32 protein-coding genes and 3 pseudogenes are annotated in these 26,946 nt (G+C 63.8%); 15 read left to right on the plus strand and 20 right to left on the minus strand.

Annotated elements, in window-relative coordinates; genetic code table 11:
- Positions 1-224: 224 nt before the first annotated feature.
- On the minus strand, positions 225-1,127 hold the full coding sequence (locus ALC15_RS39000) for a protein NO VEIN domain-containing protein (RefSeq protein ID WP_244486458.1): 903 nt from the start codon (positions 1,125-1,127) through the stop codon (positions 225-227).
- A gap of 441 nt (positions 1,128-1,568) precedes the next feature.
- Here ALC15_RS39000 and ALC15_RS39005 point away from each other — a divergent pair, with 441 nt between their 5' ends.
- A complete protein-coding gene (locus ALC15_RS39005; RefSeq protein WP_128089724.1) occupies positions 1,569-2,426 on the plus strand; it encodes a hypothetical protein in 858 nt (285 codons plus the stop codon).
- 355 nt (positions 2,427-2,781) lie between these two features.
- Positions 2,782-3,768 (plus strand): hypothetical protein, encoded by a 987-nt coding sequence (locus ALC15_RS39010; RefSeq protein ID WP_050631866.1) that lies wholly within the window; start codon positions 2,782-2,784, stop codon positions 3,766-3,768.
- 19 nt (positions 3,769-3,787) lie between these two features.
- On the opposite strand, the gene ALC15_RS39015 is transcribed toward ALC15_RS39010, so the two are convergent.
- On the minus strand, positions 3,788-4,363 hold the full coding sequence (locus ALC15_RS39015) for a lysozyme inhibitor LprI family protein (RefSeq protein WP_244486459.1): 576 nt from the start codon (positions 4,361-4,363) through the stop codon (positions 3,788-3,790).
- Positions 4,364-4,466: 103 nt separating this feature from the next.
- On the opposite strand from ALC15_RS39015, the gene ALC15_RS39020 reads away from it, so the two are divergent.
- Positions 4,467-4,658, plus strand: a complete 192-nt coding sequence (locus ALC15_RS39020) for a hypothetical protein (RefSeq protein ID WP_050631868.1) — start codon at positions 4,467-4,469, stop codon at positions 4,656-4,658.
- Positions 4,659-5,765: 1,107 nt separating this feature from the next.
- Here ALC15_RS39020 and ALC15_RS43850 read toward each other — a convergent pair.
- From ALC15_RS43850 to ALC15_RS44640, 5 genes are all read right to left on the minus strand, one after another.
- Positions 5,766-5,978, minus strand: coding sequence for a hypothetical protein (locus tag ALC15_RS43850; RefSeq protein ID WP_128089725.1), 213 nt, complete (start codon positions 5,976-5,978; stop codon positions 5,766-5,768).
- Positions 5,979-6,168: 190 nt separating this feature from the next.
- Complete coding sequence (locus ALC15_RS39030) at positions 6,169-6,441, minus strand: DUF2312 domain-containing protein (protein WP_021079629.1); 273 nt, start codon at positions 6,439-6,441, stop codon at positions 6,169-6,171.
- Positions 6,442-6,613: 172 nt separating this feature from the next.
- Positions 6,614-6,898 carry a hypothetical protein gene (locus ALC15_RS39035; RefSeq protein WP_050631870.1) on the minus strand — a complete coding sequence of 95 codons (285 nt, stop codon included), beginning with the start codon at positions 6,896-6,898 and terminating at the stop codon, positions 6,614-6,616.
- Positions 6,899-7,051: 153 nt separating this feature from the next.
- Positions 7,052-8,176 carry a metallophosphoesterase gene (locus ALC15_RS39040; RefSeq protein ID WP_050631885.1) on the minus strand — a complete coding sequence of 375 codons (1,125 nt, stop codon included), beginning with the start codon at positions 8,174-8,176 and terminating at the stop codon, positions 7,052-7,054.
- Between the two features lie 177 nt (positions 8,177-8,353).
- Positions 8,354-8,947, minus strand: a complete 594-nt coding sequence (locus ALC15_RS44640) for a hypothetical protein (protein WP_050631871.1) — start codon at positions 8,945-8,947, stop codon at positions 8,354-8,356.
- A 259-nt stretch (positions 8,948-9,206) separates the two neighbouring features.
- Here ALC15_RS44640 and ALC15_RS39050 point away from each other — a divergent pair, with 259 nt between their 5' ends.
- On the plus strand, positions 9,207-10,049 hold the full coding sequence (locus ALC15_RS39050) for a hypothetical protein (RefSeq protein ID WP_050631872.1): 843 nt from the start codon (positions 9,207-9,209) through the stop codon (positions 10,047-10,049).
- Between the two features lie 277 nt (positions 10,050-10,326).
- A complete protein-coding gene (locus tag ALC15_RS39055; RefSeq protein ID WP_050631886.1) occupies positions 10,327-11,322 on the plus strand; it encodes an LLM class flavin-dependent oxidoreductase in 996 nt (331 codons plus the stop codon).
- Between the two features lie 19 nt (positions 11,323-11,341).
- On the opposite strand, the gene ALC15_RS39060 is transcribed toward ALC15_RS39055, so the two are convergent.
- From ALC15_RS39060 to ALC15_RS39090, 7 genes and pseudogenes are all read right to left on the minus strand, one after another.
- Positions 11,342-11,638, minus strand: a complete 297-nt coding sequence (locus ALC15_RS39060; RefSeq protein WP_050631873.1) for a putative quinol monooxygenase — start codon at positions 11,636-11,638, stop codon at positions 11,342-11,344.
- Positions 11,639-11,666: 28 nt separating this feature from the next.
- Positions 11,667-12,950: a cystathionine gamma-synthase family protein gene (locus ALC15_RS39065; protein ID WP_050631874.1), complete on the minus strand. Its 1,284-nt coding sequence runs from the start codon at positions 12,948-12,950 to the stop codon at positions 11,667-11,669.
- A 182-nt stretch (positions 12,951-13,132) separates the two neighbouring features.
- A complete protein-coding gene (locus ALC15_RS39070; RefSeq protein WP_050631875.1) occupies positions 13,133-13,393 on the minus strand; it encodes a PepSY domain-containing protein in 261 nt (86 codons plus the stop codon).
- Between the two features lie 130 nt (positions 13,394-13,523).
- Positions 13,524-14,149, minus strand: a pseudogene (locus ALC15_RS39075) (ROK family protein).
- A 350-nt stretch (positions 14,150-14,499) separates the two neighbouring features.
- Positions 14,500-14,877 (minus strand): hypothetical protein, encoded by a 378-nt coding sequence (locus ALC15_RS45690; protein WP_157860986.1) that lies wholly within the window; start codon positions 14,875-14,877, stop codon positions 14,500-14,502.
- Between the two features lie 12 nt (positions 14,878-14,889).
- Positions 14,890-15,555 carry an FMN-binding negative transcriptional regulator gene (locus ALC15_RS39085; RefSeq protein ID WP_050631877.1) on the minus strand — a complete coding sequence of 222 codons (666 nt, stop codon included), beginning with the start codon at positions 15,553-15,555 and terminating at the stop codon, positions 14,890-14,892.
- Positions 15,556-15,640: 85 nt separating this feature from the next.
- Positions 15,641-15,883 carry a hypothetical protein gene (locus ALC15_RS39090; protein WP_050631878.1) on the minus strand — a complete coding sequence of 81 codons (243 nt, stop codon included), beginning with the start codon at positions 15,881-15,883 and terminating at the stop codon, positions 15,641-15,643.
- Between the two features lie 561 nt (positions 15,884-16,444).
- Here ALC15_RS39090 and ALC15_RS45035 point away from each other — a divergent pair.
- The 7 genes and pseudogenes from ALC15_RS45035 (at position 16,445) to ALC15_RS39115 (ending at position 19,626) form a co-directional block, all read left to right on the plus strand.
- The gene (locus tag ALC15_RS45035) at positions 16,445-16,618 is read left to right on the plus strand and encodes a hypothetical protein (RefSeq protein WP_016840760.1); all 174 of its coding nucleotides are present in this window, start codon (positions 16,445-16,447) and stop codon (positions 16,616-16,618) included.
- Positions 16,619-16,628: 10 nt separating this feature from the next.
- Positions 16,629-17,522, plus strand: a complete 894-nt coding sequence (gene pdxY / locus ALC15_RS39095; protein WP_063781940.1) for a pyridoxal kinase PdxY — start codon at positions 16,629-16,631, stop codon at positions 17,520-17,522.
- Positions 17,519-18,144 (plus strand): annotated as a pseudogene (locus tag ALC15_RS39100) (LysE family translocator). Before pdxY ends, ALC15_RS39100 begins: the two are co-directional and overlap by 4 nt.
- The gene (locus tag ALC15_RS39105; protein ID WP_050631879.1) at positions 18,144-18,488 is read left to right on the plus strand and encodes a tRNA-binding protein; all 345 of its coding nucleotides are present in this window, start codon (positions 18,144-18,146) and stop codon (positions 18,486-18,488) included. Before ALC15_RS39100 ends, ALC15_RS39105 begins: the two are co-directional and overlap by 1 nt.
- 141 nt (positions 18,489-18,629) lie before the next feature.
- Positions 18,630-18,860 (plus strand): DUF6894 family protein, encoded by a 231-nt coding sequence (locus ALC15_RS39110; RefSeq protein ID WP_050631887.1) that lies wholly within the window; start codon positions 18,630-18,632, stop codon positions 18,858-18,860.
- A gap of 9 nt (positions 18,861-18,869) precedes the next feature.
- Positions 18,870-19,043 carry a hypothetical protein gene (locus ALC15_RS45040; protein WP_167350196.1) on the plus strand — a complete coding sequence of 58 codons (174 nt, stop codon included), beginning with the start codon at positions 18,870-18,872 and terminating at the stop codon, positions 19,041-19,043.
- A gap of 346 nt (positions 19,044-19,389) precedes the next feature.
- Positions 19,390-19,626: a hypothetical protein gene (locus ALC15_RS39115; RefSeq protein WP_050631888.1), complete on the plus strand. Its 237-nt coding sequence runs from the start codon at positions 19,390-19,392 to the stop codon at positions 19,624-19,626.
- 74 nt (positions 19,627-19,700) lie between these two features.
- Here ALC15_RS39115 and ALC15_RS39120 read toward each other — a convergent pair whose 3' ends face one another.
- Together ALC15_RS39120 and ALC15_RS39125 are read right to left on the minus strand one after the other, a co-directional pair.
- Positions 19,701-20,222, minus strand: a complete 522-nt coding sequence (locus ALC15_RS39120) for a DUF1993 domain-containing protein (RefSeq protein WP_050631880.1) — start codon at positions 20,220-20,222, stop codon at positions 19,701-19,703.
- A gap of 147 nt (positions 20,223-20,369) precedes the next feature.
- Positions 20,370-20,555: a hypothetical protein gene (locus ALC15_RS39125; RefSeq protein ID WP_094194399.1), complete on the minus strand. Its 186-nt coding sequence runs from the start codon at positions 20,553-20,555 to the stop codon at positions 20,370-20,372.
- Positions 20,556-20,731: 176 nt separating this feature from the next.
- Between ALC15_RS39125 and ALC15_RS39130 the strand changes: the two genes are divergently transcribed.
- Positions 20,732-21,460 (plus strand): class I SAM-dependent methyltransferase, encoded by a 729-nt coding sequence (locus tag ALC15_RS39130; protein ID WP_050631881.1) that lies wholly within the window; start codon positions 20,732-20,734, stop codon positions 21,458-21,460.
- Positions 21,461-21,542: 82 nt separating this feature from the next.
- Here the strand turns inward: ALC15_RS39130 and ALC15_RS39135 are convergent, their stop codons facing one another.
- The 3 genes from ALC15_RS39135 to ALC15_RS39145 form a co-directional block, all read right to left on the minus strand.
- Positions 21,543-21,749, minus strand: coding sequence for a hypothetical protein (locus ALC15_RS39135; protein WP_050631882.1), 207 nt, complete (start codon positions 21,747-21,749; stop codon positions 21,543-21,545).
- 104 nt (positions 21,750-21,853) lie between these two features.
- On the minus strand, positions 21,854-23,359 hold the full coding sequence (locus ALC15_RS39140) for a serine hydrolase domain-containing protein (RefSeq protein WP_050631883.1): 1,506 nt from the start codon (positions 23,357-23,359) through the stop codon (positions 21,854-21,856).
- 354 nt (positions 23,360-23,713) lie between these two features.
- Positions 23,714-24,292: a septal ring lytic transglycosylase RlpA family protein gene (locus ALC15_RS39145; RefSeq protein ID WP_094194398.1), complete on the minus strand. Its 579-nt coding sequence runs from the start codon at positions 24,290-24,292 to the stop codon at positions 23,714-23,716.
- A gap of 381 nt (positions 24,293-24,673) precedes the next feature.
- Here ALC15_RS39145 and ALC15_RS39150 point away from each other — a divergent pair, with 381 nt between their 5' ends.
- Positions 24,674-25,756 (plus strand): hypothetical protein, encoded by a 1,083-nt coding sequence (locus tag ALC15_RS39150; RefSeq protein WP_050631884.1) that lies wholly within the window; start codon positions 24,674-24,676, stop codon positions 25,754-25,756.
- Positions 25,757-25,829: 73 nt separating this feature from the next.
- Here the strand turns inward: ALC15_RS39150 and ALC15_RS39155 are convergent, their stop codons facing one another.
- Complete coding sequence (locus tag ALC15_RS39155) at positions 25,830-26,459, minus strand: L,D-transpeptidase (protein ID WP_244486461.1); 630 nt, start codon at positions 26,457-26,459, stop codon at positions 25,830-25,832.
- 177 nt (positions 26,460-26,636) lie between these two features.
- On the opposite strand from ALC15_RS39155, the pseudogene ALC15_RS39160 reads away from it, so the two are divergent.
- Positions 26,637-26,946, plus strand: a pseudogene (locus ALC15_RS39160) (hypothetical protein); the annotation flags it as partial.

Genomic DNA, 26,946 nt, shown 5'->3' on the forward strand with positions numbered 1-26,946 from the left:
CGGGCGTGGCATGCAAGGCAGAGACGGCAGAATGGCCGCAATTCCTTCCGGCGCAAGGGGAATGCAGGGCAGCGACGGCCGTATGGTGGCTATTCCCGCCGGTTGCCGGGCAATGCAAGGACCAGACGGACGGATGGTTGCAATTCACCCAGGTAAGAGAGGAGTTCCCGACGCGAATGGTCGAATGCGCAACAAATAGCTGTCCGCGAATAGCACCATTCGTGTCACCGCGGCGTTGCCACGAACGTCGTCGGAGTCAGTCGCAGCGCGGCTTCCAGCGGTGGTGCAATGTCGAACATCTTCACCTCGTTGCGGAAGTGGAAGACCCTCCGGACCCGGTAGATGCCACTCTGTTCCGTCGCTACGTCGCACTCCCGCCTGGACATCCAGAACGGGGTCCGCTCGCTGCCGCAGGTGGTTTTGATCTCGAGTAGGCGCGGCTCGCCGCTGTCGGCATCGAACGACTGGACGTCGTAGCCCAAGCCGTCCCCTTCGAGTTCGGACACCCACCGGACGTCCTTGGCCAGCTTGGGCTTGCCGGCTCGCTCCAGACGTCGCCGTTCGAAAGCGACCACGAACTCCTCGCCGGCGCGTCCCAGGTCACGATTGCGGGCATCCCGGGCCGCCGGGTCGAACTTGCCGACCAGGCGCCTTATGGCCCACGGCCGCTGCTCCGGATCGCTGTTCAGGAACGCTGGCGGCGCCACCAGGATGTCGCTCTCATCCGGTACCCGCAGCGGGCCGGCGCCGATCGTGAAGAGCTCCGGATGGCGCAGCAGATGCTGCTCGACCACCGCGACGAGGGCGTCTTGATAGTGCGGAAGTGGCTTGTACCCATTGATCCACGGGACCCCAATCTCGTCCAAGATGGCGGACACGTTTTGCAGCTTCCGCTCGATCGATCCCGGCTTGCGGCCGATCGCAGCGATCACGCTGCGGCGGTACTCGGACTTGTTGTAGTCCCGCCCGGCCCGCTCCTCCGCCAGCATCAGGAAATAGCTGCCGACCAGCACGGCGACCTCGTCCGCCGTCCAATCGGTGCCCTCCTTGCTCGGATCGATGCTGTCCGCGACCACCTGAAGTGTCCCTACCCGCAGAAAGCGTACCAGGTCGAACTGCGAGCGCAACTCATCCCTCGGGCGACCGGGTCATAGGACAGTGCGGCGAGCCGAGCCGAGGAGAGACCCGGCTGAGAGAAATCGATTTGGCCTGCCGTCTGGGCTCGCCAGCGGTCATTGACGTAGGGGACATACTTTGCCCCGAAAACATTCAGTTCGCCGAACGCCGAGCAGAATCTGGGATGAGGGATTTCAGCGATTTGCCGACGCGTTAGGGGACGTCTTATGCCCGTCGCCGCAAACCGGATGCGGCGACAAGCATAAAGCGCCCCCTAATAAAACGCCCTCTACTTTTGCAGAGGACAAAAAACCCCGCCGGAGACGGCGGGGTTTTCATTTTGGCAGTGTGTTACGCTCTTTTCCCGGGCTTCACGTCGTAGATCAGCAGCCCTTCATTGTGTGCTAAGGATTGCTAACCTCGGTCACGCTGTAAGAACGAGCAGAGGATTCATGCGTACCGGTACAACGGCAGTCGTGCTGTTTCTTGCCTTCTCTGCGTTCGCACCACCAGCGTATCCCGCGGAGCGCAAAATCGTCGCAACCCCACCCCTTCAGGTGATGACGCCGGGCCATCTGGACAAGGCGAATGGAATCGGACCGCGCTTCCAATTCGCCCAGCCCCCATCCGAATTGCCAGCGAAATGCGCCACGTCGATCAGGCCTCACCTCAACGACGGGGGGTTTGTTGACTATCCTGGACTGCGTACGGCAGAGGAATTTCGCTCAAAGGCAGCCCGCGGCGTCCCCTTGAATGCCGACGACGCCGCGGGCGCAGCAGTCCACACAAACTATACATTGAGCGGCGAAGGATCAGTGTCTCCTGCCCTCTGCTTCAACGCCAAGGCCGGCCCGGAGGCGCGGGGCTTCTGTACGGCAGTGATTTCTGGGAACGATTATACGGTCGTGTACAACTTCGATCCGGTTGCCTGCCAATACGACAATTTAGGCGTGGCAAGAGCCCTGGAAACCAGGCTCTCCGTCGGGAGCCTCCCGGTGCCCGAGGAATCTGATTGCGCGGCTAAATTGGAAGAGTTCGTGACGGACATCGACGAGGTCTTGTCGAAGAAGCCGCGCGATATTTTCGATGTCATGGACGTGCTGGATCGACATTTCCCACTGCACGGCTGCACAGCCGAACGCGTTTCATCGGTGTTGGGCAAATCCAGGTACTTCCGCTCCGTGGGCATGAATGGCCCAAAGATGCACGTATTCAGTCTCGCTTCTCGCGAAGTGGTGGTGGGATTTGGCCTCACCGATAGCGGGGATTCCGAGCTGCCCTACGCCAAGTGGACAACGCCGTCTCTATAGACTCGTGGGGGCTGGCCGTTCCGTCACTCTGAACCGCGTCCGCGAGTTCATTGCGCCCTGTTACTGAGCTAATAATCACTGAAAAGTAGCTGGCGCTTTATCGCCAGCGCTCTGAGGCTTGGACGCTACATCTAACAACGCGCGTCAGCAAGCGTAGGGCGGATTAGCCGAAGGCGTAATCCGCCGTCTCCAACGGTTGTCGGCGGGTTACGCTTCGCTAACCCGCCCTACCTGCTGCGCCCTGCCACCCGACCGCCGACGAGCAAACTCAGCTTTCGTTAATCTTGCGAGCGCGCGCTCGCCTTTGGCCCGCGACGGTCGTGGTATTGTGCCGCCGCTCCGCCCGGGATCAACCATGTTCCGCCTTTCCACTGAACCACACAGCTATTCGCAGTTGGACCCCGACGAATGGAAGCGTTCTCGAACGGTCAAATTCGTCGACGTTCCGGTTCTCGCTGAAGTCCTGAGCCGGGACGATGGCTTGAAGCTGATCTGTCTCGGCAACAGAAAAGGCATCAAGGGCCCCTACTATCGCTATATGAAAGGCGAGACCGTATTCGAGTTCGGCGCGGACCGCACGCATTGGGGCGGCACTGCGACCGACACCTACAGTGTTGTTTTCAATTTTCAGCGCGGATGGAGCCTCGGGGGTCGCACATGGCCGCTACCGCGCTCCGCGGTGGAGGACATCGCCGCCGATATCGATGCGGCTCTTCGCGCGTGGCCCACACCAGCCGGACACCCGCATATACCTGTTGGGGTCGTGTGCTTCCTCGTTCTCGTGTCAGGGACGGTTCCGCGCGCCCCTGCCGCAGTTCCTGGCGACTATGCTCGGTACGAATTGAAGTTCGGGCATCCGGTCGCGCTGCGTCAAATCCCTCCCTCATCGCGCTGGCAAATGCGCGTGACGCCCCTGCGCGTGCGCGACCGGCCGTTCGATCCCGATGCGGTTCGGGATCACCAGGTTTTGGTCCGTGACGACGGGGTCGAAGTGATCCACCGCCCAACGCTCAGGGGTCCCACAGACGATGGGCCGGACCGCTACGACTATGTTGATGACGGTCTGACGTTCGAATTTTCCGCCGAGCGTCGGCTCTCCATTACCCTCGTCACCGACACCTGGGAGGTGCGGCTCAATCCGCGGCGTTCGAACGGCTTCTCGCCGGAATTGCGCGCACGGCTCGGTGCGGCAAGGTGCGCCGCGATCATCGCGAACATCGAGGAGGCACTTTTCGCCTGGCCGCTCGGGAAGGGATACGCGGAAAAAGTCCCGGTCAACCGCGTCGTGTTTCTTGACGCTGAGACCGGGCCTCACCCGAACGGGCATGGCCCTGTCGATTGATCGGCAAGCGTAGGGCGAATTACCGCGAACCCTGGGCGCGCTTTTCGAGAACCAGCGTGCGGTCGGCGATGTCCTTCAATTCGAACGCCTGAGAGTCGAGGAAGGCGACGGAGCCGTTGTTGGGGTCCGCGGCGAGGCGATGGGTTTCGCTGAGATGATGCTTCAGCCAGGCCCGCTGCTCCCCGAGCAATTGCGCGTGCGCCTCGCCCTTCGAGCTGGCGAGAACGGCTTGATAGGCGGTGTTGAGCCTCGTGTCCCACTTGCCGATTTCGGCCTTGCCGCAATCGAGCATCTTGGTCGACACCCCTTCGGCCTTGGCCATGCACGCATCAAACTCGGCGCTTTGCTGCGCGCGAACCGCTGAAGTCCCGAGCACGAGCATGGAAGCAACAATGACAAGCCTTCGCGAAAGCATCACCACGTCCAAATCACCCCGTCCTGCTTCTTTCGACAACCATCGCCGCACAAAAGCGTCCGAAATGAGATCAAGGAATTGATGCGCCTGCTGCACGGCAAGCTTAGGACGGATGAGCCGCGCGACATCCGGGGTAAGTACTACAGACCATACGACCGCCCCGCATTTCGCTTCGCTCATGCGGGCTACTTGTTGTTGCCTAGATTGCGGCGCGTCGGCAACTCTTCCTCAACCCGTAGATGTTGTAAATTTCCCAACCACATCCAACGGGCGGAGTGTCCAGATGGGAACCTCGATTGGCGACACCGCCTCCACAATCCTGTCGATCACGCTCTTTGTTCTGGGGTTCGTCATAACGGTCCTGTGGGGGCCGCCGTCCCTCACGCGGCTCAGCGAAGACGTTGAGATCTTCAAGGTGGTCGGCATCGGGCTGATCGTGTTCTTCTGGATCGCAATCACCTTCAGGCTCATCTGAACACCCCCTTGGAAGGGCGGCTCCGGGTCAAAGGGCGATAAAGGCGGCTGACCGCGCGACTGTCCGCTTCGGGCCAAGCCGAACATCAACAGGACGACGCCAAAGTCATGGCAGCAAGCGTTGTAGGATGGGTAGAGCGCAGCGAAGCCCATCGATCCTTCCCCGCGGCGCGAATGATGGGTTTCGCTTCACTCTACCCATCCTACGAATCGGTGAAGATCGGCTCGAGCGGATTGGCCCAAGCCGCACTCCGTCAGTTCGTTCGCGACGGTTGCGGCGGGCTATGCCTTCCGCTTTCGCTCAATGCGCTACGGCGGACAAGTCGCTAACCCGCGCTACTCGCTGCAGAATCGTAACGAAAGCCCTCGGGCAACGGCCGAATTGGAAATTGGGCTCGTCCATTCAGCTTCTGCAAGAGTCCACGCTATCGCGATGGATGCAAACTGATCGTCGTCCGGGTAAGCAGAGCTTTGACAGCAAATTTTCGAGCCGAATTGAGGCTAGCAGAATGCGTCGTCCTTCGCGATGCGAGATAGCCATCACGATGCTACTGCTGCGGAAAATTCGGCGGTGGTGGAGGAGGAGGTGGTGGTGGCGGGTAGCGCCAACTCTCGCTGACGTCCGTCATATAGGTTTGGGACCGTCGTCGTGGCCTAGCGTTTGGATTTTTCCAAATGGCAATACCTACGACGATAACCAAAATGACCAGGGCAGGTCCAAGCCAAGACATGTGATGCATCACAGCCTCCTTTTGGTTGCATCACTCGCACTTCACAATCTTAGCATCAGCCGCTTGCTTGGGAAACGAATATTCGAGTTCCGGCAGGAATTCCGTCGGGTGATCCTATGAAGGGCGCCGACCAAACCTCGCGATCGCAGGGTCATCGCCGCCAGAGGGGCTCGGGCGCTTCAAGCGCTGGGCGCATCGAAACAGCATTGACAGAATGACCCTTCCGCCTTCGCGAGGTCCCGGATTCCCAAGGCTGCGCCGGTCACCCCCCAGCAAGTGTAGGGCAGATCAGCCCGTCGGGTCCGCGCGCAGTGCGGCCCGATCACAGGCTCCGGCGTAATCCGCCGTCTCGCTAGCAACCGGCGCGGCGGGATTTCTCATTTGAGCCAATTCAGCAATACGGGCTCTATGAGAACAAAAGTAAGTAGTCCGGAGCCCACCACCGCTATGGCCCAGAGCCTGTTGTATTGGTTGGGGCTGAGGTTGCCCTTTTTTCTGAGTGCATCGGTCCAAGGTGTAGCCCACCGCTCGTTCAGCATCGCCACCGCGAGCGAAACTGCGACGGCGATCAGTACTGCGGTGGTGCTCATGGAGCTCAACACCTGCTGGACTACATTAGCAAGCGTAGGGCGGATTAGCGAAGCGCAATCCGCCGTTTCGCCGGCAACAGACGCGACGGGTTACGCTTCCGCCTTCGCTCAATGAGCTACGGCGGACAAGTCGCCAACCCGCCCTGCTCGCTGCCTTCTGGTGGAAGCGCACAACGCGCCTCCGCAGCCCTCACGCCGCCTTCGCGGTCTTGTCTTCGGCCGGCGCGGTTTCCATCGCGCGCATGTAGAGATCGAGCAGGCTTTCACGCTCGTCGCGCTCGTCCTGGTCCTGCTTGCGCAGCTTGATGATCTCCTTGAGGATCTTCACGTCGAAGCCGTCGCCCTTCGCTTCCGAGAAGACCTCTTTCTTCTGCTCGCTCAGTTCCTGGATCTCAGTGTCCAGGTTCTCGATCCGCTCGACAAACGAACGGATTTTTCCGCCGGGAATGGTGATGTCGGACATGGTGCCTCCTGCTGAATGAGGCCGTGAAAATGCGAGCAAAGAGATGACCAATGTCTTAACCGTGCGGGGTCACGGCGCCTCGCCAGCGGAGGTATGATGTGAAGCTGGCGTAGGATGGGTAGAGCGCAGCGAAACCCATCGAATTTCGTCCGTGGCGCCAAAGATGCCAACGTCACGGCAGCTTATCGTTGGGCAATCCGACAATAATGCCAAGAAACCAACCGCCAAAAAAAGAGACAACCAGCATGAGAAGATAGGTCGTTGTGGAGGGACCGAATTCTTGCGTGCCTTGAACACGATCAAACCCGATTAGCCCCAGCGCAAAGGCTGCCGCGCAGAATGCGGGCAAAAACGCCGCGAGCCGTCCCTGAGGGTTCCGTAATAGAGTTCTGGATCGACGATACGATATCGCGGCACTCAACACGACCACAATCAGGCAGGCGGCGAGGAAGTACATGGACACAATCCTTCGTGCCTGAAGGTTTTATCGGCTCGCTCCAAAGAAAGACTTGCCGAGCAGATCGAAGTTTATCGATTGCGACGTTGGTTCCGTAACCCGCCCTGCTCGCGGCGCGCTCGCAAGCGTCACAACGTCATCGCAATCGATCACTCAGGCACCGTCCGCCACCCGCAACGTGATCCGCGTCAATTCTGAGGGACGGCCGAGCCGCAGGGCAAAGCCCGGCCACAGCGCGGTGCCGTTGTTGACGTACAGCGTCATGCCGTCGACGTCGTAGCGGCCGGAGACGAAGCCGGCATTGGCAGGCGCGGCCAGGCGGTCGATGCCGGCAATCAATCCGCCATGGGTGTGCCCGGAGAGTTGCAGGGCGACGCCGTGCGCAGCGGAGTTGCGGGCATCGCTCGGCTGGTGATCGAGCAGGACGACGGGCGCGTCCTTGGGGGCGCCGTCGAGCACCGCGGCAAGGTCGCGGACCGGATGCGTCCTGCGGCGCGACGCGCGGTCGGTAATGCCCGCGATCACCAGGCGGCCGCCGCCGCGCTCGAGCGCGATGTGGCTGTTCTCGAGCGAGCGCAGGCCGAGCGCAGCGTAGTGCGCCATCCAGCCGTCATAGCCGAAGATATATTCGTGATTGCCCGAGATCACGTAGACGCCGTCGGCGGCCGCGAGATCCTGCAGCGGCGCGATGTCGCTCCGCCGCGCATCGATGGTGCCGTCGATCAGATCGCCGGTGATCGCGATCAGGTCGACGTCGAGCTTGTTCGATCGCGCGACGACCTCGCGCGCCCATGACGCGGGAAACAGCCGGCTGATGTGCAGGTCGGTCAGTTGCAGGATGGTGTAGCCGTCGAACGCGCGCGGCAGTCCACGGATCGCGACTTCGACATCGTTCAGCGGCGGAATGCGCATCGCCTGATGGACGCCGATCGCGGCGGCTATGGCCGCGACGCCGGCAATTGCGTAGCGAACGCCGTCAGGCGCGCCAACGAAGCCACCGTGGATCACCGCGGCGACGATCAATCCGGCATCGAGCGTCAGCTGCAGCAGCGCCAGCAGCATGATCGCACCGAACGCCCAGTTGAACAGCGCAACCACCGGACGCGGAAACTCCGGCGAGAATTCCGATCCCGACGACAGGCGGTTCCAGCGGTGAAACTGCAAGGCGACCAGCACGAACAACGCTGCGACGATCTTAGCCGGGAGCGGCCAGTCGAGCGGCCAGATGAAACGGGCCAGGATCAAGAGGCTGGTCAGGCCGAAGATGAGTTGGGGAATTGGTTCGCTCCGGATCGGATCGGTTAAGGCTGGGCGGTCGGCGCCCGGCAAAGGTAGGGTGGATCGGCCGCAGGCGTAAGCGTCACCATCAGCACATTTTCGGCATGTGGCGCTTCGCTGAGGCGCCCTGCGCGCGGGCCGCCCCTATGTAATGGCGCAGACGCCGGAAGCGCCCGATCAGTCTTCGATATCGGCAATGCGCCTGAGCACGATCACGACGGCGAGGACCAGGCCAAAAACGCCGCTGGCAGCTCCGGCCAGACCAGAGCCGAAGGCACCACCGACATCCCGGTCGGACAGAACGAACACCACCACTTCAGCCGCAAAGCCCATCCCCAGCGGCAGGGCAATGATGATGGCGACGCATTTGAGAAATTCGATCGCAAATCGAACGGTCATATCTTCCAGGGCATCGAGCGCGCGGGTCATACGACTGTTCGAGCGAGGGGCGACCGGGCGACGCGCGCTCCGATGCGTGCCGATTGCGGCGCTGGAGGAGGCTGTGCCGATCAATCGGTTCGCACGGGAATTGTCGTTGGGATCATCGAGCGCCCTGATGTCCTGTTTGAGTTCTCGGCGCACAATCAGCGTAACAAGCAGCGCGCAACATAACAGCGCGACCAGGCCAGCCCAGATGTTGAAGCTACCCGCGAGCAAGATCAGAAAGACGCCGGCATACGCCAACACCTCGCCACAAGCATAACCCACCATCGCGGTGGCGATTTCAGCGAAAGACGGCCTTCGCTTGGCGAGGAAATCCGCCGGCCTCATCGGTTGCCTTTCGACGCTGCGCTACCTGCACGATCAGCCGCTCAATTCATGTGGCGCGCCGGCCGTCGGGTGCAATGCTTGCGCAGGCCGCGCCGACCGAGATCACAGAGGCGGCTGCAACGAGCGGCCTTCGCCACGGCTCAACTGAGCCCGTCTCGCCCATCCAGGCTGGCCGAAATCGCCTCACAAAATAGAACTTGAACATTGCTCAATCTTCTGGTCTATTATTGAACATTGTTCATTTTTTCTGGAGCCGGCCATGCAGACGACCTTCCGGATCGACGGATTGACCGGGTCCGCGCGGCCTGTGAAGCCGTGGATGAAGGCCGCCCCGGCGATCGCCACGATCGGCATCATCGCAGCGTTCGCGCTGCACGGACGCATCGCGCAGCCGGCCCACTACAACGATTTCGCCGACCACTCGGCCCTTCTCGGAATCCCGCACGCAGGCGACGTGCTTTCCAACGCAGGCTTCGCGCTGGTCGCGATCTGGGGCTGGCTTGCTCTCCGGCCCCACCGCAACAGCGATCAGCTTCGCGCTGGATGGCCGGGCTATCGGCTGTTCCTGATCGGGCTGTTGCTGACCGCGTTCGGCTCCGCCTGCTTTCACCTCGCCCCCGGCAACGGCCGGCTGACCTGGGACATGCTGCCGATCGCGCTCGCCGGCGCAGGCCTGCTGGTCGGCGTGCGCGGCGACACGCATCCGGGATCGCGAGCAAACCTCGAAGCGATCGCTCTCGCGCTGTTCGCCACGGCCAGCGTCGCGTGGTGGGTTTACACCGACAGGCATGGCGCAGGCGACCTGCGGCCGTATCTACTGCTGCAGGTGCTCCCGCTGGTCCTGATCCCGCTCTGGCAGGCGATCCATCGCGCGCCGCGCACCGAGCGCATCGCGTTCGCCGCTGCGATGGGGCTTTATGTTCTGGCCAAGATCGCCGAGGTACTCGACCATCCAATCGCAGACACGCTTGGCTTCGTCAGCGGACACACCTTGAAGCATCTGATCGCGACCGCAGCCACCGCCGCAATCGTCTGGGGCGTGACGCGACGCTTCGCCGGCGGTGGCCGGCGAACGGCGGGCACTCGCACGATTTCGGAATAATGGAAATGTATCGCTGAGTTGCCCGACGGGTCAAGTCGCATTTCCGAGTTCCGGCGGCCGCCCGCCCCTTTGCATGGGGTTGTTTTCGATATTTTGCGACGCGCCGCTTCGCGCCGTCGCCATCAACGACGAATACCGCGGTCGCATCCGGCCGATTGACCCGCACGCAAACCGTATCCATATGCATCTGCATGAATCGGCTGCCCGCGTCGGTTCGCCCCCCACCTGGACACAGCCAGATACCACCGGCTCCCGTCCGCAACGTTCCGGAGCCGCCGTGGCCGCCCTCTCCATCCTTGATCTCGTCCGCGTCACCGAGGAAACCGACGCGCGCGGCGCGCTGTACAATGCGCGCGATGTCGCCCGCCATGCCGAGGCCTTGGGTTATCGCCGGATCTGGGTGGCGGAGCACCACAACATGGCGGGGATCGCGAGCGCCGCGACGTCTGTGGTGATCGGACACATCGCGGCGGGCACCAGCACCATCCGGGTCGGCGCCGGCGGCATCATGCTGCCGAACCACGCGCCCTACGTGATTGCCGAGCAATTCGGCACGCTGGAGCGGCTGTTTCCCGGCCGTATCGACCTCGGGCTCGGTCGCGCGCCGGGCACCGATCAGCTGACCTTGCGCGCGCTCCGCCGCACGCCTGAATCGGCCGAGAACTTTCCGCAGGACGTGCTCGAGGTGCAGGCCTTCCTCGCCACCGCCGGCCCCACCCAGCGCATCCAGGCGGTGCCGGCCGCGGGCACCGACGTGCCGCTGTGGATCCTCGGTTCGAGCAATTTCGGCGCGATGCTGGCCGGTGAGCTCGGCCTGCCCTACGCCTTCGCCTCGCACTTCGCCCCCGAGCTGCTGCTGCAGGCGCTGCAGATCTATCGCGCGCGCTTCAAGCCGTCGGAGCAGCTCGAGCGTCCCTATACAATGGTCGGCGTCAACATCATTGCCGCCGACACCGACGCCGAAGCGCGGCGGCTTGCGACCACGCAGCAGATGTCGTTCACCAACATCTTCCGCGGCGCGCGCGGCCTGAGCCAACCCCCGATCGACGACATCGAGAGTTACTGGTCGCCGCAGGAGAAGGTCCAGGCGATGCGGATGCTGGAGCGCTCCATCATCGGCTCGCCCGAAACGGTGCGCGCCGGGATCGACGCGCTGGTCGCCGAGACCGGCGCCGACGAGTTGATGATCGTGTCCGACGTCTACGATCACCAGAAGCGGCTGCGCTCGTTCGAGCTGATCGCCAAGGCCGGCGGGATCGCGCCGCAGCCGTAGGCAGGCGCGGGATTGCGGCCTACTTGCTCGCGATCTCGTTCGCCGAGACCAGGATCACGTCACCATCGAGGATCGGCCTCGCGACCTCGAAGAACCGCGCCACGGCGGGTGAATTGTTGTGCCGGTCCATCGCCGCCTGATCGGCGTAGCGCTCGTAGGTCGCGAACACGCAGGCGTCAGCGGCATCCTGCGACACGTGATAGCCGACGGTGGCCGGCTCGTTCGCCCTGACATGCGCGACGACGTCAAGCAGCGCCTGACGCATCGTCGCCTCGTGTCCCTTCTTCGCGCGGATGACCGCGGTGATTGTCAACATCCAGCCTCTCCTGCCCTGTGCATCTGCTTCACACCCGGCTCAACGCCTGCGCGATGTCGGCCACCAGATCGGACGGGTGCTCGATCCCGATCGACAGCCGGATCGTGGTGTCGAGCACGCCGATCTTCTTCCTGATATCGGCCGGCACGCCGGAATGCGTCATGGTCGCCGGCAGGCTCGCCAGCGACTCGGTGCCGCCGAGGCTCACCGCGAGCTTGAAGATCTGCAGATTGTTGAGGAATGTCTCCGCGGCCTCTTGCCCGCCGACGATGTCGAACGAGAAGGTCGAGCCGGCCCCGGAGCTCTGGCTGGCGAACACCCGCCCCGCCGGCGATGCCGGGTCGTGATGGCCGAGATAATGCACCTGCGCCACCTTGGGATGGTCGCGCAGATAGTCGGCGACGATCCGCGCATTGCGGTCGGCCTTTTCCATCCGCAGGCTGAGCGTTTCCAGCGAGCGACTGATCATCCAGCAGGAATGCGGATCGAGCTGGGTGCCGATTGCACCGCGCAGCGCCTTGACGTCCTTCATCAGCTTCTTCGAGCCGAGCGCCGCGCCCGCGATCAGGTCGGAATGGCCGCCGACATATTTGGTCAGCGAATACAGCGACAGATCGGCACCGTGCTCGATCGGGCGCTGAAACACCGGCCCGAGCAGCGTGTTGTCGCAGGCGATGATCGGGGTGAAGCCCTGCGTCTTGCCGATCGCGTCGGCGACACGCCTTGTCAGCGCGACATCGACCAGGCCGTTGGTCGGATTGGCCGGCGTCTCGATGAAGATCATCGCAACGCGGCCCTTCTTCATCGCCTCGTCGGCAGCGGCGCGCACCACGCCCTCGTCGAGGCCGTCGGCAAACCCCACGGCCTGAATCGAGAACGCCGCGAGCGTCTTGGTGAACAGCGTCTCGGTGCCGCCATAGAGCGGCTGCGAGTGCAGGATCACGTCGCCGGGCCGCGCGAAGGCGAGCACCGTGGTCGAGATCGCCGACATGCCGGAGGAAAACAGCGCGCAGCTCTCGGTGCGCTCATAGATCGCGAGCCGGTCCTCGACGATCTCGCTGTTCGGATGGTTGAAGCGCGAATAGACCAGCCCCGCGCCCATGCCTTCCGGCGGCTCGCGCCGGCCGGCGACGAAATCGAAGAAGTCCTTGCCGTCCTCGGCGGTGCGGAACACGAAGGTCGAGGTGAGGAATACCGGCGGCTTGACCGCGCCCTCCGACAGCTGCGGATCGTAGCCGTAGTTCAGCATCTGGGTTTCCGGATGCAGCAGATGGTTGCCGATGTGGGTTCTGGACGGAAACGGTTTTGTCATGGCCGGTCTCCTGTTCGCGAGACCACCGCGCCGGCGGCGATTCCCGGAATGATGCGACCGAGCATACCCCAGCTTTATGTCATTCGGCCAAAGCCCGGCATCACGCAGCTCTGGATAACAAACGGCCGGCATGCGCCTTGCGCCGCCGGCGTTCGGAAGCTCACACGCTGGTGAGGATGCAGTTACCAGCTGCGATCCACGTTGCGCACCTCACCGGTGCGTGCGTCGACATCGACCTGCATCCAGCGGCCGAGCCGGTCGCGGCCCTCGACCTCCCATTCATCGCCGAGGAACTGGGTGTTGGACACTGTCACGACGCCGATGCCGGTCGCGACGTCGAGCGCGGCCTCCATCGAGATCTGGCTGCCGGAATCATAGGCCATCGCCGGCGTCGCCGCGCCGATCGCCAACGCCGCGATGGCGGGAATAATAAAGCTTCGCATCAGTCACTCCTCATGGAACGGGATGTCATGCCGCATAAAACGAGCGGCGCACCCGATCAGTTCCAAGAACAGCAACGACCTAACAGCGCGAAACTTCGGCAGCTGCGGCAATTTGGTGGCGGTTCCGGTTTCATCGGCGCGGTTTGCGCGCCGCCTTCTTCCACATCCGGAAACCGCCCTCGAATGCGTTGGCGTTGTCGCCGAACCTCACCTTCGGCGGAGGATTGTCGATCTTTTCGGCATTGCCGCCGCCGAGCACGATGTAGTCGGGCTCCAGCGCCGCCGACAGTCGCGCGATGACGTCGTCGACGCTCTTGCGCCACTTCTTCAGACCGCGCCGCTCGAGGCCGGCAGCGCCGACATAGTCCTCGAACGTCGCGCCCTTGCGATAGGCAAATGACCGAGCTCCATCGGTTCATACACGCCTTCCACGATCATCGCCGAACCGAGCCCGGTGCCGAGGCCGAGAAACAGCATCCGGCCGCCCTGATAGCTGCCAATCGCCTGCATCAACGCATCGTTGACGACCTTCACCGGCCGGCCGAACGCGCGATGAAAATCGAAGCCGGCCCAGCCGCGGCCGAGATTATGCGGCTCGGTCAGCGGACGGTTGTGAACGACCGGTCCGGGATAGCCGATCGAGATCACGTCATAGGACCAGTCCCTGGTCAGCACCTTGACCTGCCGTACCATCTCGGTCGCAGACAGATTGCGACCGGACTCGAATTCGCGCTTGATGCGGTCCCGGTCGGTCATGACCTTGACATGCGTGCCGCCGACGTCGATTGCCAGCACCGTCCGGCGCGACGCGGGACCTTTCGCTGTTGTGCTGGTGGTCCCGTTCGCTTTCTTACTCGCTTTCTTATTCGTCTTCCTGCTCACCTTCTTGGCTGTCTCGCCGGCCATCGATCCGCTCTCTCTTGTGCGCTCCGAGTGGAGCAGAGAAACGCCTCGCGCGCCACAACCGCGTTCTGCCTCTGACTCCAATTTGTTCGCGGGGAACGAATCGGAATCGGGAAAATCGGCGCACTCAGACATTAACAACATGTGTCGGCGGACGGCATCCGCACCATCGATGTTGTACCATGGTGGGAATATTGCGCGCGCTACGCAATATCTCCGAGCCATTCGCATCCGCCGGCATCCCGGATCAAGCGCCAGACCGCATCATCGCCGCGTTCTCCGTTCGACTCCATTTCGTTCGCGAAGAACGAATCGGAATCGAAGAATCGGCGCGAAGCGATTCTTAACAACGCGTTTGCATAGCGCGAGCGATTCACCTGCATGTCGTTTTCCTTCATCCGCACGACATGCTTCGCCCATCGCGATCCGTTCCTCATCCGACTCCATTTTGTTCGCAAAGAACGAATCGGAATCGGACAAATCAGCTTGGACCGATTCTTAACAACATATTTGCAGTCGCGATGCCGATCGGCTTTGTAGGACGGATTGGCGCAAGTGCCGGCCGCCATCGAACGCAGCACGCGAGCCGCGGGCTACGCCTCGCTAACCCGCCTCGCGTTCTGCTTTTCGTAGGCAAGCTCCGGCCGCAGCGCGCGCATCTTCTCCGCGAGCCTGCGGCTTGCCGTCTCCTGCGCGCATGCGAGGCGGTTGACGAGCGCGACATAGTCGGCATCGCTCTTGTGCTGATTGAGTTTCGATTGCCCCTCGATCTCGTCGACGACGAGATCGATCACCCTGATCGACGCCAGCATCTGTTCGCGCTTGCCGGGCTCCATCTGCGTGAGGTCCCAGGCCTGCTTCGACAGCCGCGCCTCGGAGACCGCGAGCAGCGCGTCGCCGTGGCCGCGATTCTCGCCGTGATCGCGCAGCTGCGCGATGCCGGACAGATGCACCGCCTCGTAGAGCCAGGTCGAAACATTGTCGCGCGAGACGTACCAATCGTTCGAGATGTAGGCGTCGTCGCCGGAGACAATCAGCAGGAAGCGCCTGATGCCGTCGACGAGCTCGACCAGCGGATTCTTCGCGGTGAGATGGAGCTGCACGATCACGCGATCATCGCGCCGCACGATCACGAAGGGAACATGGGACGCTCGCGGGCCGCGTGCATCTGCGGCGACGATGGCGCCGAAGCCGCGCGCCGCCGCGAAGGCCAGCGCGTGGTCGTCCTCGATGCGAAACTGGGGACGGAGGATGTGCATGGCGGCGGCGCTCGCGGCTGGAGGGAGACGACCCAGCGAGGCTAGCGCAACTTTTGCCGGAGATCACCGCCATGCACCGTCCGGCTCAGCAGATCATGGCGTTGTCGCCGTGGTCGCAGACGCCGCCGGGCTGATCCCGGGGCAGCGTTTCGAATTCGCCGAAGCGCGGCACCGCCATGCGCGGCGGCCCGCCGCCCCAGCGGCCGGCGACCGCGGCATGGCCTTTCACGATTGCATATGTGCCGGCCGGGACGTCGCGCGCCATGGCCGATGTCGTCAGCATACCGAGGGCGAGCAAGCCCGCCGCGACGTGTTTGATCGTGGTCATCGAGCATCTCCTGCTGGATTCAACAGGATGGGATCATCTCGCCGGCCTGTCGAAGCGTTTTCGCTAGAACCATGACGAACGGCGCCACCAGATTATTCCGCGACGACGCAACGAATTTGCATGCCGGCGCCCCTAGAAGCCGGAACTCAGTTCGACACATTCGATTGATCGGAGCGTGACCGCTCGTCGTTCCGGGCCCCCGAAGGCTAGAGCCCGGAATAACCGCTGGATACGCGTGGTGCGCCCCATTGGCGCTGTCATCGCCCGGCTTGACCGGGCGATGACACTGCCGGTCTGACATCTTGACGCGGGAACCATCCACCGCCGTCGTCCTGGCGAAAGCAGGAGCCGTTACCCCAACTCTCAATTGTTGCGCGACGCCGGGGCGACAGCGCGTTTCTACAATGTAGCCCTGTAGTTACGGGTCCCTGCTTTCGCAGGGACGACGGTGCAGAGGGAGGCACACTTCGATCTCAGCGGCGGTGTTCGCCCCGTTGAATTGGCGGCACACGGCGGGTTACGCTGTCACCCATCTCACGCCCTCCCGCTGGAAGGATCACCATGAACGGCAATCGGTATTACGGCGTCCGCGTCGAGGGTGCGAAATACGGCGTGGGGTTCGGCTCGGCGCTGGCGATTGCGATCTCCTACACCAAGAACCATTCGATCCTGTGGGCGATCATCCACGGCATCCTGGGCTGGCTCTACGTGATCTACGCCGCACTGTTCGGCTGATGCGGACACCATGACCGTCATCTCGATCCAGTCGCAGGTCGCCTTCGGCCATGTCGGCAACAGCGCCGCCACCTTCCCGATCCAGTTGCATGGCATCGACGTCGTCGCCGTGCCGACCACGCTGCTCAGCAACCGGCCGGGCTATCCGACCATCCGCGGCCGCGTGCTCGACGTGCAACTCGTCGCCGACCTCCTGCAAGGCATCGAGGAGCGCGGCGCGATCGAGAGCGCGCGGATGATTCTGTCGGGCTATCTCGGCTCGGCCGACATCGGCTCTGACGTCGCGGACTTCGTTGCCCGTGCGAAAGCGGCGAACCCGGCCCTGCTGTATTGCTGCGATCCGGTGCTCGGCGACCGCGACCGCGGCATGTTCGTTCGGTCGGACGTCCCTCCACTGGTGCGCGACCAGCTCTGTCCGCTGGCCGATATCATCACGCCCAATCATTTCGAGTTCGAGTTTCTCTGCGGTGCGCGCGTGACGACGATCGATGACGTCGTCGCCAAGGCCCGTGCGCTGATGGCGCGGGGTCCCGCGACCATCGTCATCACCAGCGCCGAGCTTGCCGGCACACCGACGGCCGAGATCGAGACGCTGGCAATCGAGCGCGCCGAATCCGGCGACATTCGCGCCTGGCGCGTACGCACCTCACGTGTGCCGATCAGCCCGTCCGGCACCGGCGACCTGTTCGCTGGGCTGTTCACGGCCGCGCGCGTGCGCGGCCTCGCGACGCCGGACGCGCTCAGCCACGCCGCGTCAGGCATCCACGGCGTGCTGGTGCGCACGGCGGAGCGAGGAACCGAGGAAATGCGCATCGTCGAAAGCGCCGGTGTGATGCTCGATCCTAAGCCGCGCTTCGCGGCCGTCGCCATCGACGCATCCGAATATCAGGGACACGTTTCATGATCGACACCACTACCCTCCTCACCTACGCCGCCGTCGTGCTCGGCCTGTTCCTGATCCCCGGGCCCGCGGTGCTGCTGGTGCTCGCGCGCTCGGTCACCGGCGCGCGCGCGCCGGCGTCGCCACCGGGTTCGGCATCGCGCTCGGCGATCTCGTCCACACCGCGATGGCGACGTTCGGCCTGTCAGCCGTGCTTATGACCTCGGCGCTGGCATTCTCGATCGTCAAATATGCCGGCGTGATCTACCTGATCGTGCTCGGCATCCGCGCCCTGTTCGAGAAGAACGACGACCTGCATCTGCCGGCGGCGCAGCCGGTCGATCCCAGGCGTGCGTTTCGCCAGGCGATCTGGGCGGAAATGCTCAATCCGAAGACCGCGCTGTTCTTCCTCGCCTTCCTGCCGCAGTTCGTGCATCCCGGTCACGGCTCGGCCGTCGCGCAATTCGCGACGCTGGGCCTGATCTTCGTCGTGATGAGCGCGGCCTACACCTCGCTGCTCGCGCTCGCCGCCGGCCAGATCAGCCCGTGGATCCGGCGGCATCGCCGCATCGGCCAGTGGCAGGGCCGCGTGGTCGGCACGATCTATATCGCGCTCGGCATCCGCCTCGCGTTTCAGGCGCGCTGATGTCGCCGCTCAAGCCGCAAGCCACCTATGACGACTTTGCCCGGCTCGATATCAGGACCGGCAGGGTCGTCGAGGTGCAGCCGTTTCCGCGCGCCCGCAATCCGTCCTACAAGGTCGGCGTCGATGTCGGCGCCGGGCGGATCATGTGGTCGAGCGCGCAGATCACGAATTACGAGCCGGCGGCGCTGGTCGGCTCGCTGGTGGTCTGCATCTGCAATCTGGGGCCAAAGAACATCGCCGGTTTCACCTCGGAACTGCTGATCCTCGGCGCCAGGGACGCTGGCGGCCAGGTGATCGTGCTCGGCCCGCGCAGCGAGGTTGCGGTCGGCGAACCGATCTTCTGACGGCCCGCGCTCATCACGGCCGCGTGATTCAAATTGTCTGAAATCCCCGTAGTTTACCGATGGGGGATGATCCGGATTCTCGGTGCCCGCGCGCGCTGCTATTCCATCGTGCGAGAATCGCTTTGGCATGGGAATCGGAAGATGTCCGCAGTTTTCTTTCACTGCTCCGACGACAAGCACGTCATCCTCGACCGCACCGGCGTCGCCATGGACCTCTCGGAAGCCTGGGTGCACGCGGAGCAGCTGGCGCGCAGCTTTGTCATGACACCGAGCGCGGAGGACTGGCGCAACTGGGCGGTCCACGTCACCGACGACATCGGGACCGAGATCTTCGAGCTGCCGTTCACCGCCGTCCTCGGCGAATTGCACTGAGGGCGTGCCATGAACGCGATGGAACTCGCCCTGCAGCCCTTGCGCCGCGGCCTCGCCCGCATCGTTGCGCGCTGCGTCGCGCTGCTCGACGGCGTCATCAACCCCTATCGCCCTGAACTGTATTACATGCGCGGGCCCGGCCCGAAATGCCGCGCCAGGCGCCAGGCCGTGCTGCGCGACTAGCGTCGAGGAGCGCCAGAGCGCACCAAGAGCGTTCGCAAACGAGAAAAGGCCGGCGGGCGTTACGCCACCGGCCTTCTCCTGCAGCTGCCGGTTCCCGGAGTCCGGTTCCGCCGCGGTCCACTTGGGCTCAAGCTTGCGCCGACAGTTTTAATCAAATCTTAACGGCATGGCGGTGAGCTGGTTCAAAAGACTTCTTCGCCGTGCCGCGCGTGCCTGATCGTTCGTCGTGCCTGACGCGTTGCACATCGTTTTTGCGCGGATCGCTCGACGATTGTGCGCCATGCATCTTAGGGAATGCACGACTCAGTGTTACCCTGTGATGCAAACCGAAACGGAGAACTTCGGAATGCCGTACTACACCTTCGATCTCGTGGTGGGGGACGAGTTCCGTAATCAAGGAACGATCATCCTCGAAGACATCAACCTTGCCTCCGATCGCGCCGATCAGCTCGCCAACGAGCTGTCGCAGGTCAAGCCGGAATTGAAGGCGCGCGGTTGTGCCGTGCGCGTCACCGACATCGACCGGCGCGAGCTCTACCGGACGCCGCTCGATCCCGTGCCGCGGTGGCGCAGGATCGGCTAGCGTCCGCAGGCCTCAGGTTCTGACGATCGCGCTTGTTGCCGCGCGCTGCCGGTCTCGCTGTGTGCTGCGGCCGGTCACTTCTTCAGGTTCAAGCGGCCGATGAAGTCGCGTTTGCCTAGCGGCGCACCCTTGTGGCGGAGGATGTCGTAGGCCGTTGTCGAATGAAAGAAGAAGTTCGGCAGCGAGAACGACATCAGAAATCCCTCGGCCGTGAACGGCATCGACCGATCTCCGACCTTGAACGTCACGTCGCGCCCGAGCAGCGCATTGACCGCATCCGGCGTCAGGGCCGACAACTCGCTTTGCGCGTCCTTCACCAGCGCCTGCAATGCGGCGTAGTCCAGATCGGGCTTGCCGGACGGCGGGACGAACACGCCGTTCTTCGCCGCCTCCATCGCACCGCGGGAGTGGTGCGCGAGCGAGACCACCTGAAAGCGGAACGGCAACATGTCCGGAAACAACCGGGTCTCGACGATCTCGGCCGGATCGATGCCGTTGTCCTTGAAATGCGCGAGGCTCTTCTCGAGAAAGCCCGAGACGGAGCCGAGAATTTGCAGATGGTTGGCAACGGTCGCGTCGTAGAGTGAAAAGGTCATGGCGAATTCCCCAGATAGAATTTGTCTGCTGCTTGCCCGAACAGAGTTCCCGGAATTTCCGGCGAAGGCAAGCGGCTCTGGGGAGTTCACCAATCGAACGATCCGGCGTGCAGTGCCGGATCACTCGACCATGCTGACGATCAGCGATCAGCTCTGATGCGGTCCGCGCATCATCTTCATGGCGTCTTCGATATGGCGCCAGTCGCGGGCGTCTTCGGTCTCGCCCTTGCGCTCGCAGGCCACCGCGTTCTGCGCTGCCTGCGCGATCGCCTCCGGCCCGTGCTTCAGCAGCATCTGCCGCGCAATGGTGTGAATTTGCATCTCACCTATCATGGCGCTCTCCTCGGCTGTCGACCGCCGCCGGACGGGCGAATGCGCGTCCCGCGGCGCTGACATCAGAACCGCCGAATGCCGCCTCTGGTTCCCGCGCGCGATGCAATCAGCGGTTCCCACGCGCCTCGGCGGCGGTTACAGAGACCAATTCCATCCCTTTCCCGAGTTGGCGTGCTATGGCGCAAAACATCTATGACGATCCCGGCTTCTTCGCCGGCTACAGCCAGCTGCCGCGGCAGGTCCGCGGGCTGCTCGGCGCGCCCGAATGGCCCGCCATCCGCGCCATGCTGCCTGATGTCACGGGCAAGCGCGCCGTCGATCTCGGCTGCGGCTTCGGCTGGGTGTCGCGCTGGATGCGCGAGCAAGGCGCGTCCGACGTGCTCGGCGTCGACCTGTCGCAGAACATGATCGCCCGCGCCACCGCCATGACGCAGGATCCTGCGATCACCTACGAGATCGCCGATCTGGAAACGTTGGAACTGCCGAAGGCCACATTCGATCTCGCCTACAGCGCCCTCACCTTCCATTACGTCAGGGACTTCGATCGCCTCGCGCGCATGCTCTACCGCACGCTCGTCCCGGAGGGGCATCTGGTCTTCACGACAGAGCATCCGATCTACATGGCAGCCACGCGTCCAGAGTGGCTGCAGGATGCAGGCGGCCGCAAGACCTGGCCGGTCAACCGCTACTTCATCGAAGGCGAACGCCGAACCGACTGGTATGTGCAGGGAGTGCTGAAATATCACCGCACAGTCGGCACCACGCTGAATGCGCTGATCGGTGCCGGCTTCATGCTGCGGCATGTCGAGGAATTCTCCCCGACACGCGAGCAGATCAAGGCGATGCCTGAGCTGGCCGACGAACTCGAGCGGCCGATGATGCTGCTGGTGTCAGCACAGCGCTAGCATGATCCGGGAAACTGCGAAGCCGGTCTCCCCCGCGACAGGCGCGCAGCGTTTGCGCGGAAATCCTGCGCAACCACGAGCATCACGCCGCGAGCAGCTTGTCGAAATCCTCGAGCGGGTATGATTTGCCGTCCTTGTCGGTGATCACCACCTGCCACCCTTCGCTGGCCCAGACCTTGGCCTTGGCGATGATGATGAAGGTGCTCTCCCGCTCGATCCTGACCGTTTCGTTCTCGCGTTCTGCGATCATCTTGTAGGCCAATGCTTGTCCCTCGCCGAGATCGTCCATCCGGCGGTGTGTTGGCAGCGGCTTTGGGCTGCATTTCGCTGGGAGTGTGACAATTTGGTGGAAGCCTGCCGCAAGATGCGGCAGAGCGCAATTTGTGATGGCGGTTACGTCAACTTGCCCATCAAGGTCGGCATATCCAGCGCCGACGAGTTGACATTGACGCTGCGCGCGAATCGCATCTGCGGTCCCTCGAATGTGCAGGTCACGGTGTCGCGGAACGCCGATTCGACGAAGGTCCAGGTCATCACGAAGGTTCGCAGGTCGCGCCAGGTGCCGCTCGCGACCACGCGCATCACATCGGGCTGATACTCGTGATGCAGCTTGTTGCCGGTCATCGTCGTGGTGCCTTCGCGCGGCGCGTCGAGTCCGACCTCGACCTTGTGCGTGCCTCTGCCGTCCTCGAGCGTGAAGGTGCAGGTCTTGTCGGCGAAGCTGAGATTGACCGATTTGATCGCATCGGCATTCTCCGGCATCTGCCAGGTCTTGCCGGAAATCTCCGCTGCAACCCGCGATGATGCCGTGACCAATGGCGGCAGCAACTGCAAGGCCGCGGTTCGCGCCTTCAGCTTCCCGGCATCTGCGTCGTTCTTCGCGACCGTGCCAGCGAACATCGCCGGGAAATGCCGGAACACCAGCTTGTTGAAACCGCTACGCTGCGGGATGCCGGCGGTGATCGCCAGCACCGCATTGTGCTTGGGAAAGACGAAGCTGAGCTGGTCGAACAGGCCGTCGGCGTAGAATGTCCCGGGCCCGATCCACCATTGATAACCGTAGGTGTCCTTGACGTGCGGCTGCTGCACCGCCGCTACCCAATCGGCCGGCAGCACCTGCTTGCCGTTCCAGATGCCGTTCTGCGCATACAGGATGCCGAGCTTGAGGCAATCGACCGTCTTCCAGCTCAGGCCGTTGGCGCCGGGTGAGATGCCCTCGGGCCCGACCGGCCATTGATAGCCGGAGATCCCAAGAGGATCGAACAGCCGCGGCTTCAGATAGTCGGCCACCGCCTCGCCGGTCGTCTTGGTGACGATCGCCGACAGCAGATAGGTCGCGGCCGAGGTGTAGACCCATTTGGTGCCAGGCTGGTAGACGACCGGAATCTTGAAGAACTCGGCGACCCAACTGGTCTTGATCGGCCGCCATGCCGATCCCGACGTCATCGAGGCGTGGCCGGTGCGCATGGTCAGCAGGTCTTCGACGGTCATCGCCGCGAGCTTGTCGTCGACGACGGGCGGCAGCTTGTCCTTGAAGAACGAGACGGCCTTGTCCTGCAGGCCGAAACGCTTGTCGGCCATGGCAAGCCCGACCGCGGATACGGTGACGCTCTTGGTCAGCGAATGCATCATATGGTTGCGATCGGCGCGATACGGCGACCACCAGCCCTCGGCAACCACCCGGCCGTTGCGCCACAGCATGAAGCTGTGCAGCTCGTAACCCTGGCGGTCGACATCGTCGAGGAAGTCGAGGATCGCTGACGGCGCGATGCCCTGCTCCTCCGGCTGACCGCGCGGCAGTCCATCGGAAAAGGCGGTCTCGGCCTGCGCCATCGTCACGGCACCAAGGCGTCCATCCGGCGCGAGCAGCACGGCGGCGCCGCCCAGAAACAGCTGCAATGCTCCGCGCCGAGAGGGCTGACTTGATACGACGGCGTCAATTTCTTGATTGTTGTTTGGCATGCGCCATCCTCCGAATGCGAAGCGGAGGTTATGGCTCCGACCGGCACTGTCAACGCGTGCGGCGCGCATGGCTCCAAAACAAAAAATCCCGCCTTGGCGGGACACTCCAAGGCGGGGAAAGGTTCGTTGGGTAGAAATCCACGCGCCTGGAAAATGCGAGCACGGGGAAGTAGCAGCGCCAATTCTATTGGGCTGGGTGCTTCGGACAACAGGATTAAAGCGCGCACTACGCCGGGAGTTTTTCCCGGTCCAGCCGGCAAAAAATCCCGAACCTCGGCTGTGCGACGCGGCTCACTGCACCACGTCGAGCCTGACATTGGCGACGCCCTTGCCGATCATGCCGAGCGACTGTGCCGCGGAATACGAGACGTCGACGATGCGCCCCGGCACGTAAGGCCCGCGGTCATTGACGCGCACGGTGACCGAGCGGCCGGTCTTGACATCGGTGACGCGCAGCTTGGTGCCGAACGGCAATGTCGGATGCGCGGCCGTCAGATCATGCGCATTGAACTTCTCGCCGCTCGCGGTCTCCTGCTCGTCGCTGTAGAAGCTCGCAACGCCCTGCGATGCGATCTTGCTGTCGGCGGTCTTGCGCGAGGCATACGGCGCGTGCCTGTGCGCGGTTGCGACATGCGTGCGCGTCGCCGACGCGGCCCGGGTCGGCTCGGCCGACGCCGGCCGACTGGCGAGCGCCTGCGAGCGCTGGCTGACGACGGATGATTGCGCGCAAGCCGCGAGCGAGGCGGCGCCGATCACCATCGCGAACAGCCGCAGCGGCTTTCGCGCATGGGCAAACCGGATCGCGGGCGCGGCACCGCGCGCGCGGCTGATAACGTCGACGTACGAAATGACTGCATCGTCGCGTGACATGTTGCATCCCCAACTCGCGCCCCAGCCCAAGCCGAAAATCCAACACCCGCCTAATGAGCCGAATCCAATCGGGGCAGAACGGTGGCGAACCGCAGTCAGACACGCCTCGCACCGGACGATTTCCCCTCAGGTGTGGTGGATGCGCCACACAACCCTGGAGACTCCCCTGGAATTGCAGCCCTGGAGCTGACCGCCCGCACGTCAATTCCCGCGCCGTCGGCTGCCCGCTCCGGTTCCCGAAACTCCCCAACCTCTCCACCCTCTCGCCTTGCTTTGGTCAAACCCGGCTGGAGTTGTGGGGACAGGGCCAGGGGTCGATACAGAGCGAAATTTGCCGGCCGCCCATTTGCGGTTTGACCTTGGACTGAAACGGGGACCGCCATGCAATCCACACTGAAAGACGCAGATCCGCACGACATCTTCGCGATCGAACCGAGCTTCGCGCCGGCCCGCCCGGACAACGCTGCCGCTGCACCAGCGGCCGCCGGCAAGGCAGCGCCGGGGCAGCGCGAGCCGTGGTTCGGCCCAAGTCTCGCGCCGTCTTCCACGCCACAGGTCGCGCCTGCTGCTGCCGTGGCCTCGGTGCCGCCGGTCGCGCCGGCAGCGATGACGGCGGTGCCGCCGGCCGCGCCGGAATACAGCGCTGCAAGCCATGACGGCAGGCTGGACGACATCCGGCTGGAGCGCGCGCCGCGCCCCACCAACAAATGGGCGATCCGCGCTTTCTGGTTCCTGTTCGCGATCGCCGGCGCCATGGGCACCGCGGCGTGGCAGCACTACGGACATCGCGTCAAGCAGATGGTGGCCGAGTACGTGCCGCAGGTCGAGGCGCTGACGTCGCTGCTGCCGGGCAAATCGACCGCCGCGCCGGACCAGGCCACCCCGCCGGCTGCACAGGCGGCAACCTCCGAGCAGCCCGCCGAGGCCGCTCCGACGGCTCCTCCGCAGGACGTTGCCACCGCCGCGCCCGCGCCTGCCGCAGCACCGGCCGCCGCGGCAGCGCCGGTCGCCCCCGCTGCGCCGGCAGCGGCCGCAGCCGTGCCTGACCAGACGCAATTGTTGCAGTCGATGGCGCGCGACCTCGCGTCGATGGGACAGCAGATCGAGCAGCTCAAGACCAGCATCGATCAGCTCAAGGCCGGCCAGGATCAACTGGCGCAGCGTGTCGCGAGGACGACCGAGAGCCGGGCCGTCGAACCACGGCCGGTCGCCCCGCGCCCACGCGCCGCGATCACGCCTCAGGCCGTGCCGCATGCGGCCGTTGCTCCGCCGCCGGTGCGCCGGCCGGCGCAGGCCTATATCCCGCCGCCGCCTCCGTCGGCCTCAGCGGCGCCGCTGCCGGCCCCCGTTGCGGTCGCGCCGCAGGCTGCGGCACCGCGGCCGATACAACCGCAGCAACAGTCGAACATCGTCGATGCTGATGATGGCGGCCCGGTGGTTCGGCCGCCGATGCCGCTGCGCTGACGGCTGACCAACTGCTAAAAAAAACGGCCGGTCGCGGTTGACGCGATCGGCCGCTTTGCACTTTGAGTGCGAATTAGGCGCTCTGGCCCGGCGGCAGCACGACCACGGTCGCGCCCGGCTTGACGTGCTGGTAGAGGTCGATGACGTCGGCGTTGTTCATGCGGATGCAGCCCGACGAGATCGCCTGCCCGATATATTCGGGCTGGTTGGTACCGTGAATGCGGTACAGCGTGTCCTTGTTGCCCTGGTAGAGGTAGATGCCGCGGGCACCGAGCGGATTGGCCGGCCCGCCGGCGACACGCGCCGGGTACGGCCCGAGCCGCTCCTGGATGTCTTTGGTCGGAACCCAATCGGGCCACTCGGCCAGGCGGCCGACGGTGGCGACACCGGAGAACGCCATCGCCTCCTCGCCGACGGCGACGCCGTAGCGGATCGCCTTGCCGCCGGGCAGCACGTAATAGAGGTAGCGCGCGTCGGTATCGACCAGGATCGAACCCGGCTGCTCCTTGCGCGTGTAATCGACAATGTGGCGCTGGAACTGATCCGGGATCTTGGCGTCCGCATAGGGCGGATGCGCCAGCAATTGCCGATCGCGCGGCGTCATCGCGGCATCCGTCACCGGCGACAGCGTCGCCTGCATGCAGCCGCCAAGTGCAAGCGAACCCACCAGCACCGCAGCAAGCCCCAACTTCGACACGATCATTCTCCCCTGCGTCAACTTGTGGCACTTGCTGCCGAAATCGTGCTGAAATCGTGGCAGCCCCGGTCGGAACACGGCTGTTTGATCGGTTCCTTCGGCAGGTGTGTCCTTGCGGTTGCAGTCAGTTCCCGCGGACGCTAGCTTTGCGACAAAATGTCTAAAACCCTCGGGAGGAATTCGATGCGTTACGCTCTGCTGATCGGCGGCCTGATTGTCGCGGCAACCCCGGCCCACGCCGATCCGCGCGCGGCCTATGTCACGATGGTGCTGCAGGCCTTCGCCGCCAAGGTCGAGTGCCCCGGCACCGATCTCGTCTATCAGGACCTCGTGCAGCGAGCGCAGGACATGCACCTGCCCGACGGCACCACCGAGCAGGTGCGCAAGGCGATCGCCTTCATGCATACCGGCGGCAAGATGGGCGAAAAGCAGTCCGACGAGTTGAATGACCGAAGTTGCGATCGCAACCCAGAACCACCGATCTCGATCCAGC

The organism is Bradyrhizobium viridifuturi, from assembly GCF_001238275.1.
Taxonomy (GTDB): Bacteria; Pseudomonadota; Alphaproteobacteria; order Rhizobiales; family Xanthobacteraceae; genus Bradyrhizobium; species Bradyrhizobium viridifuturi.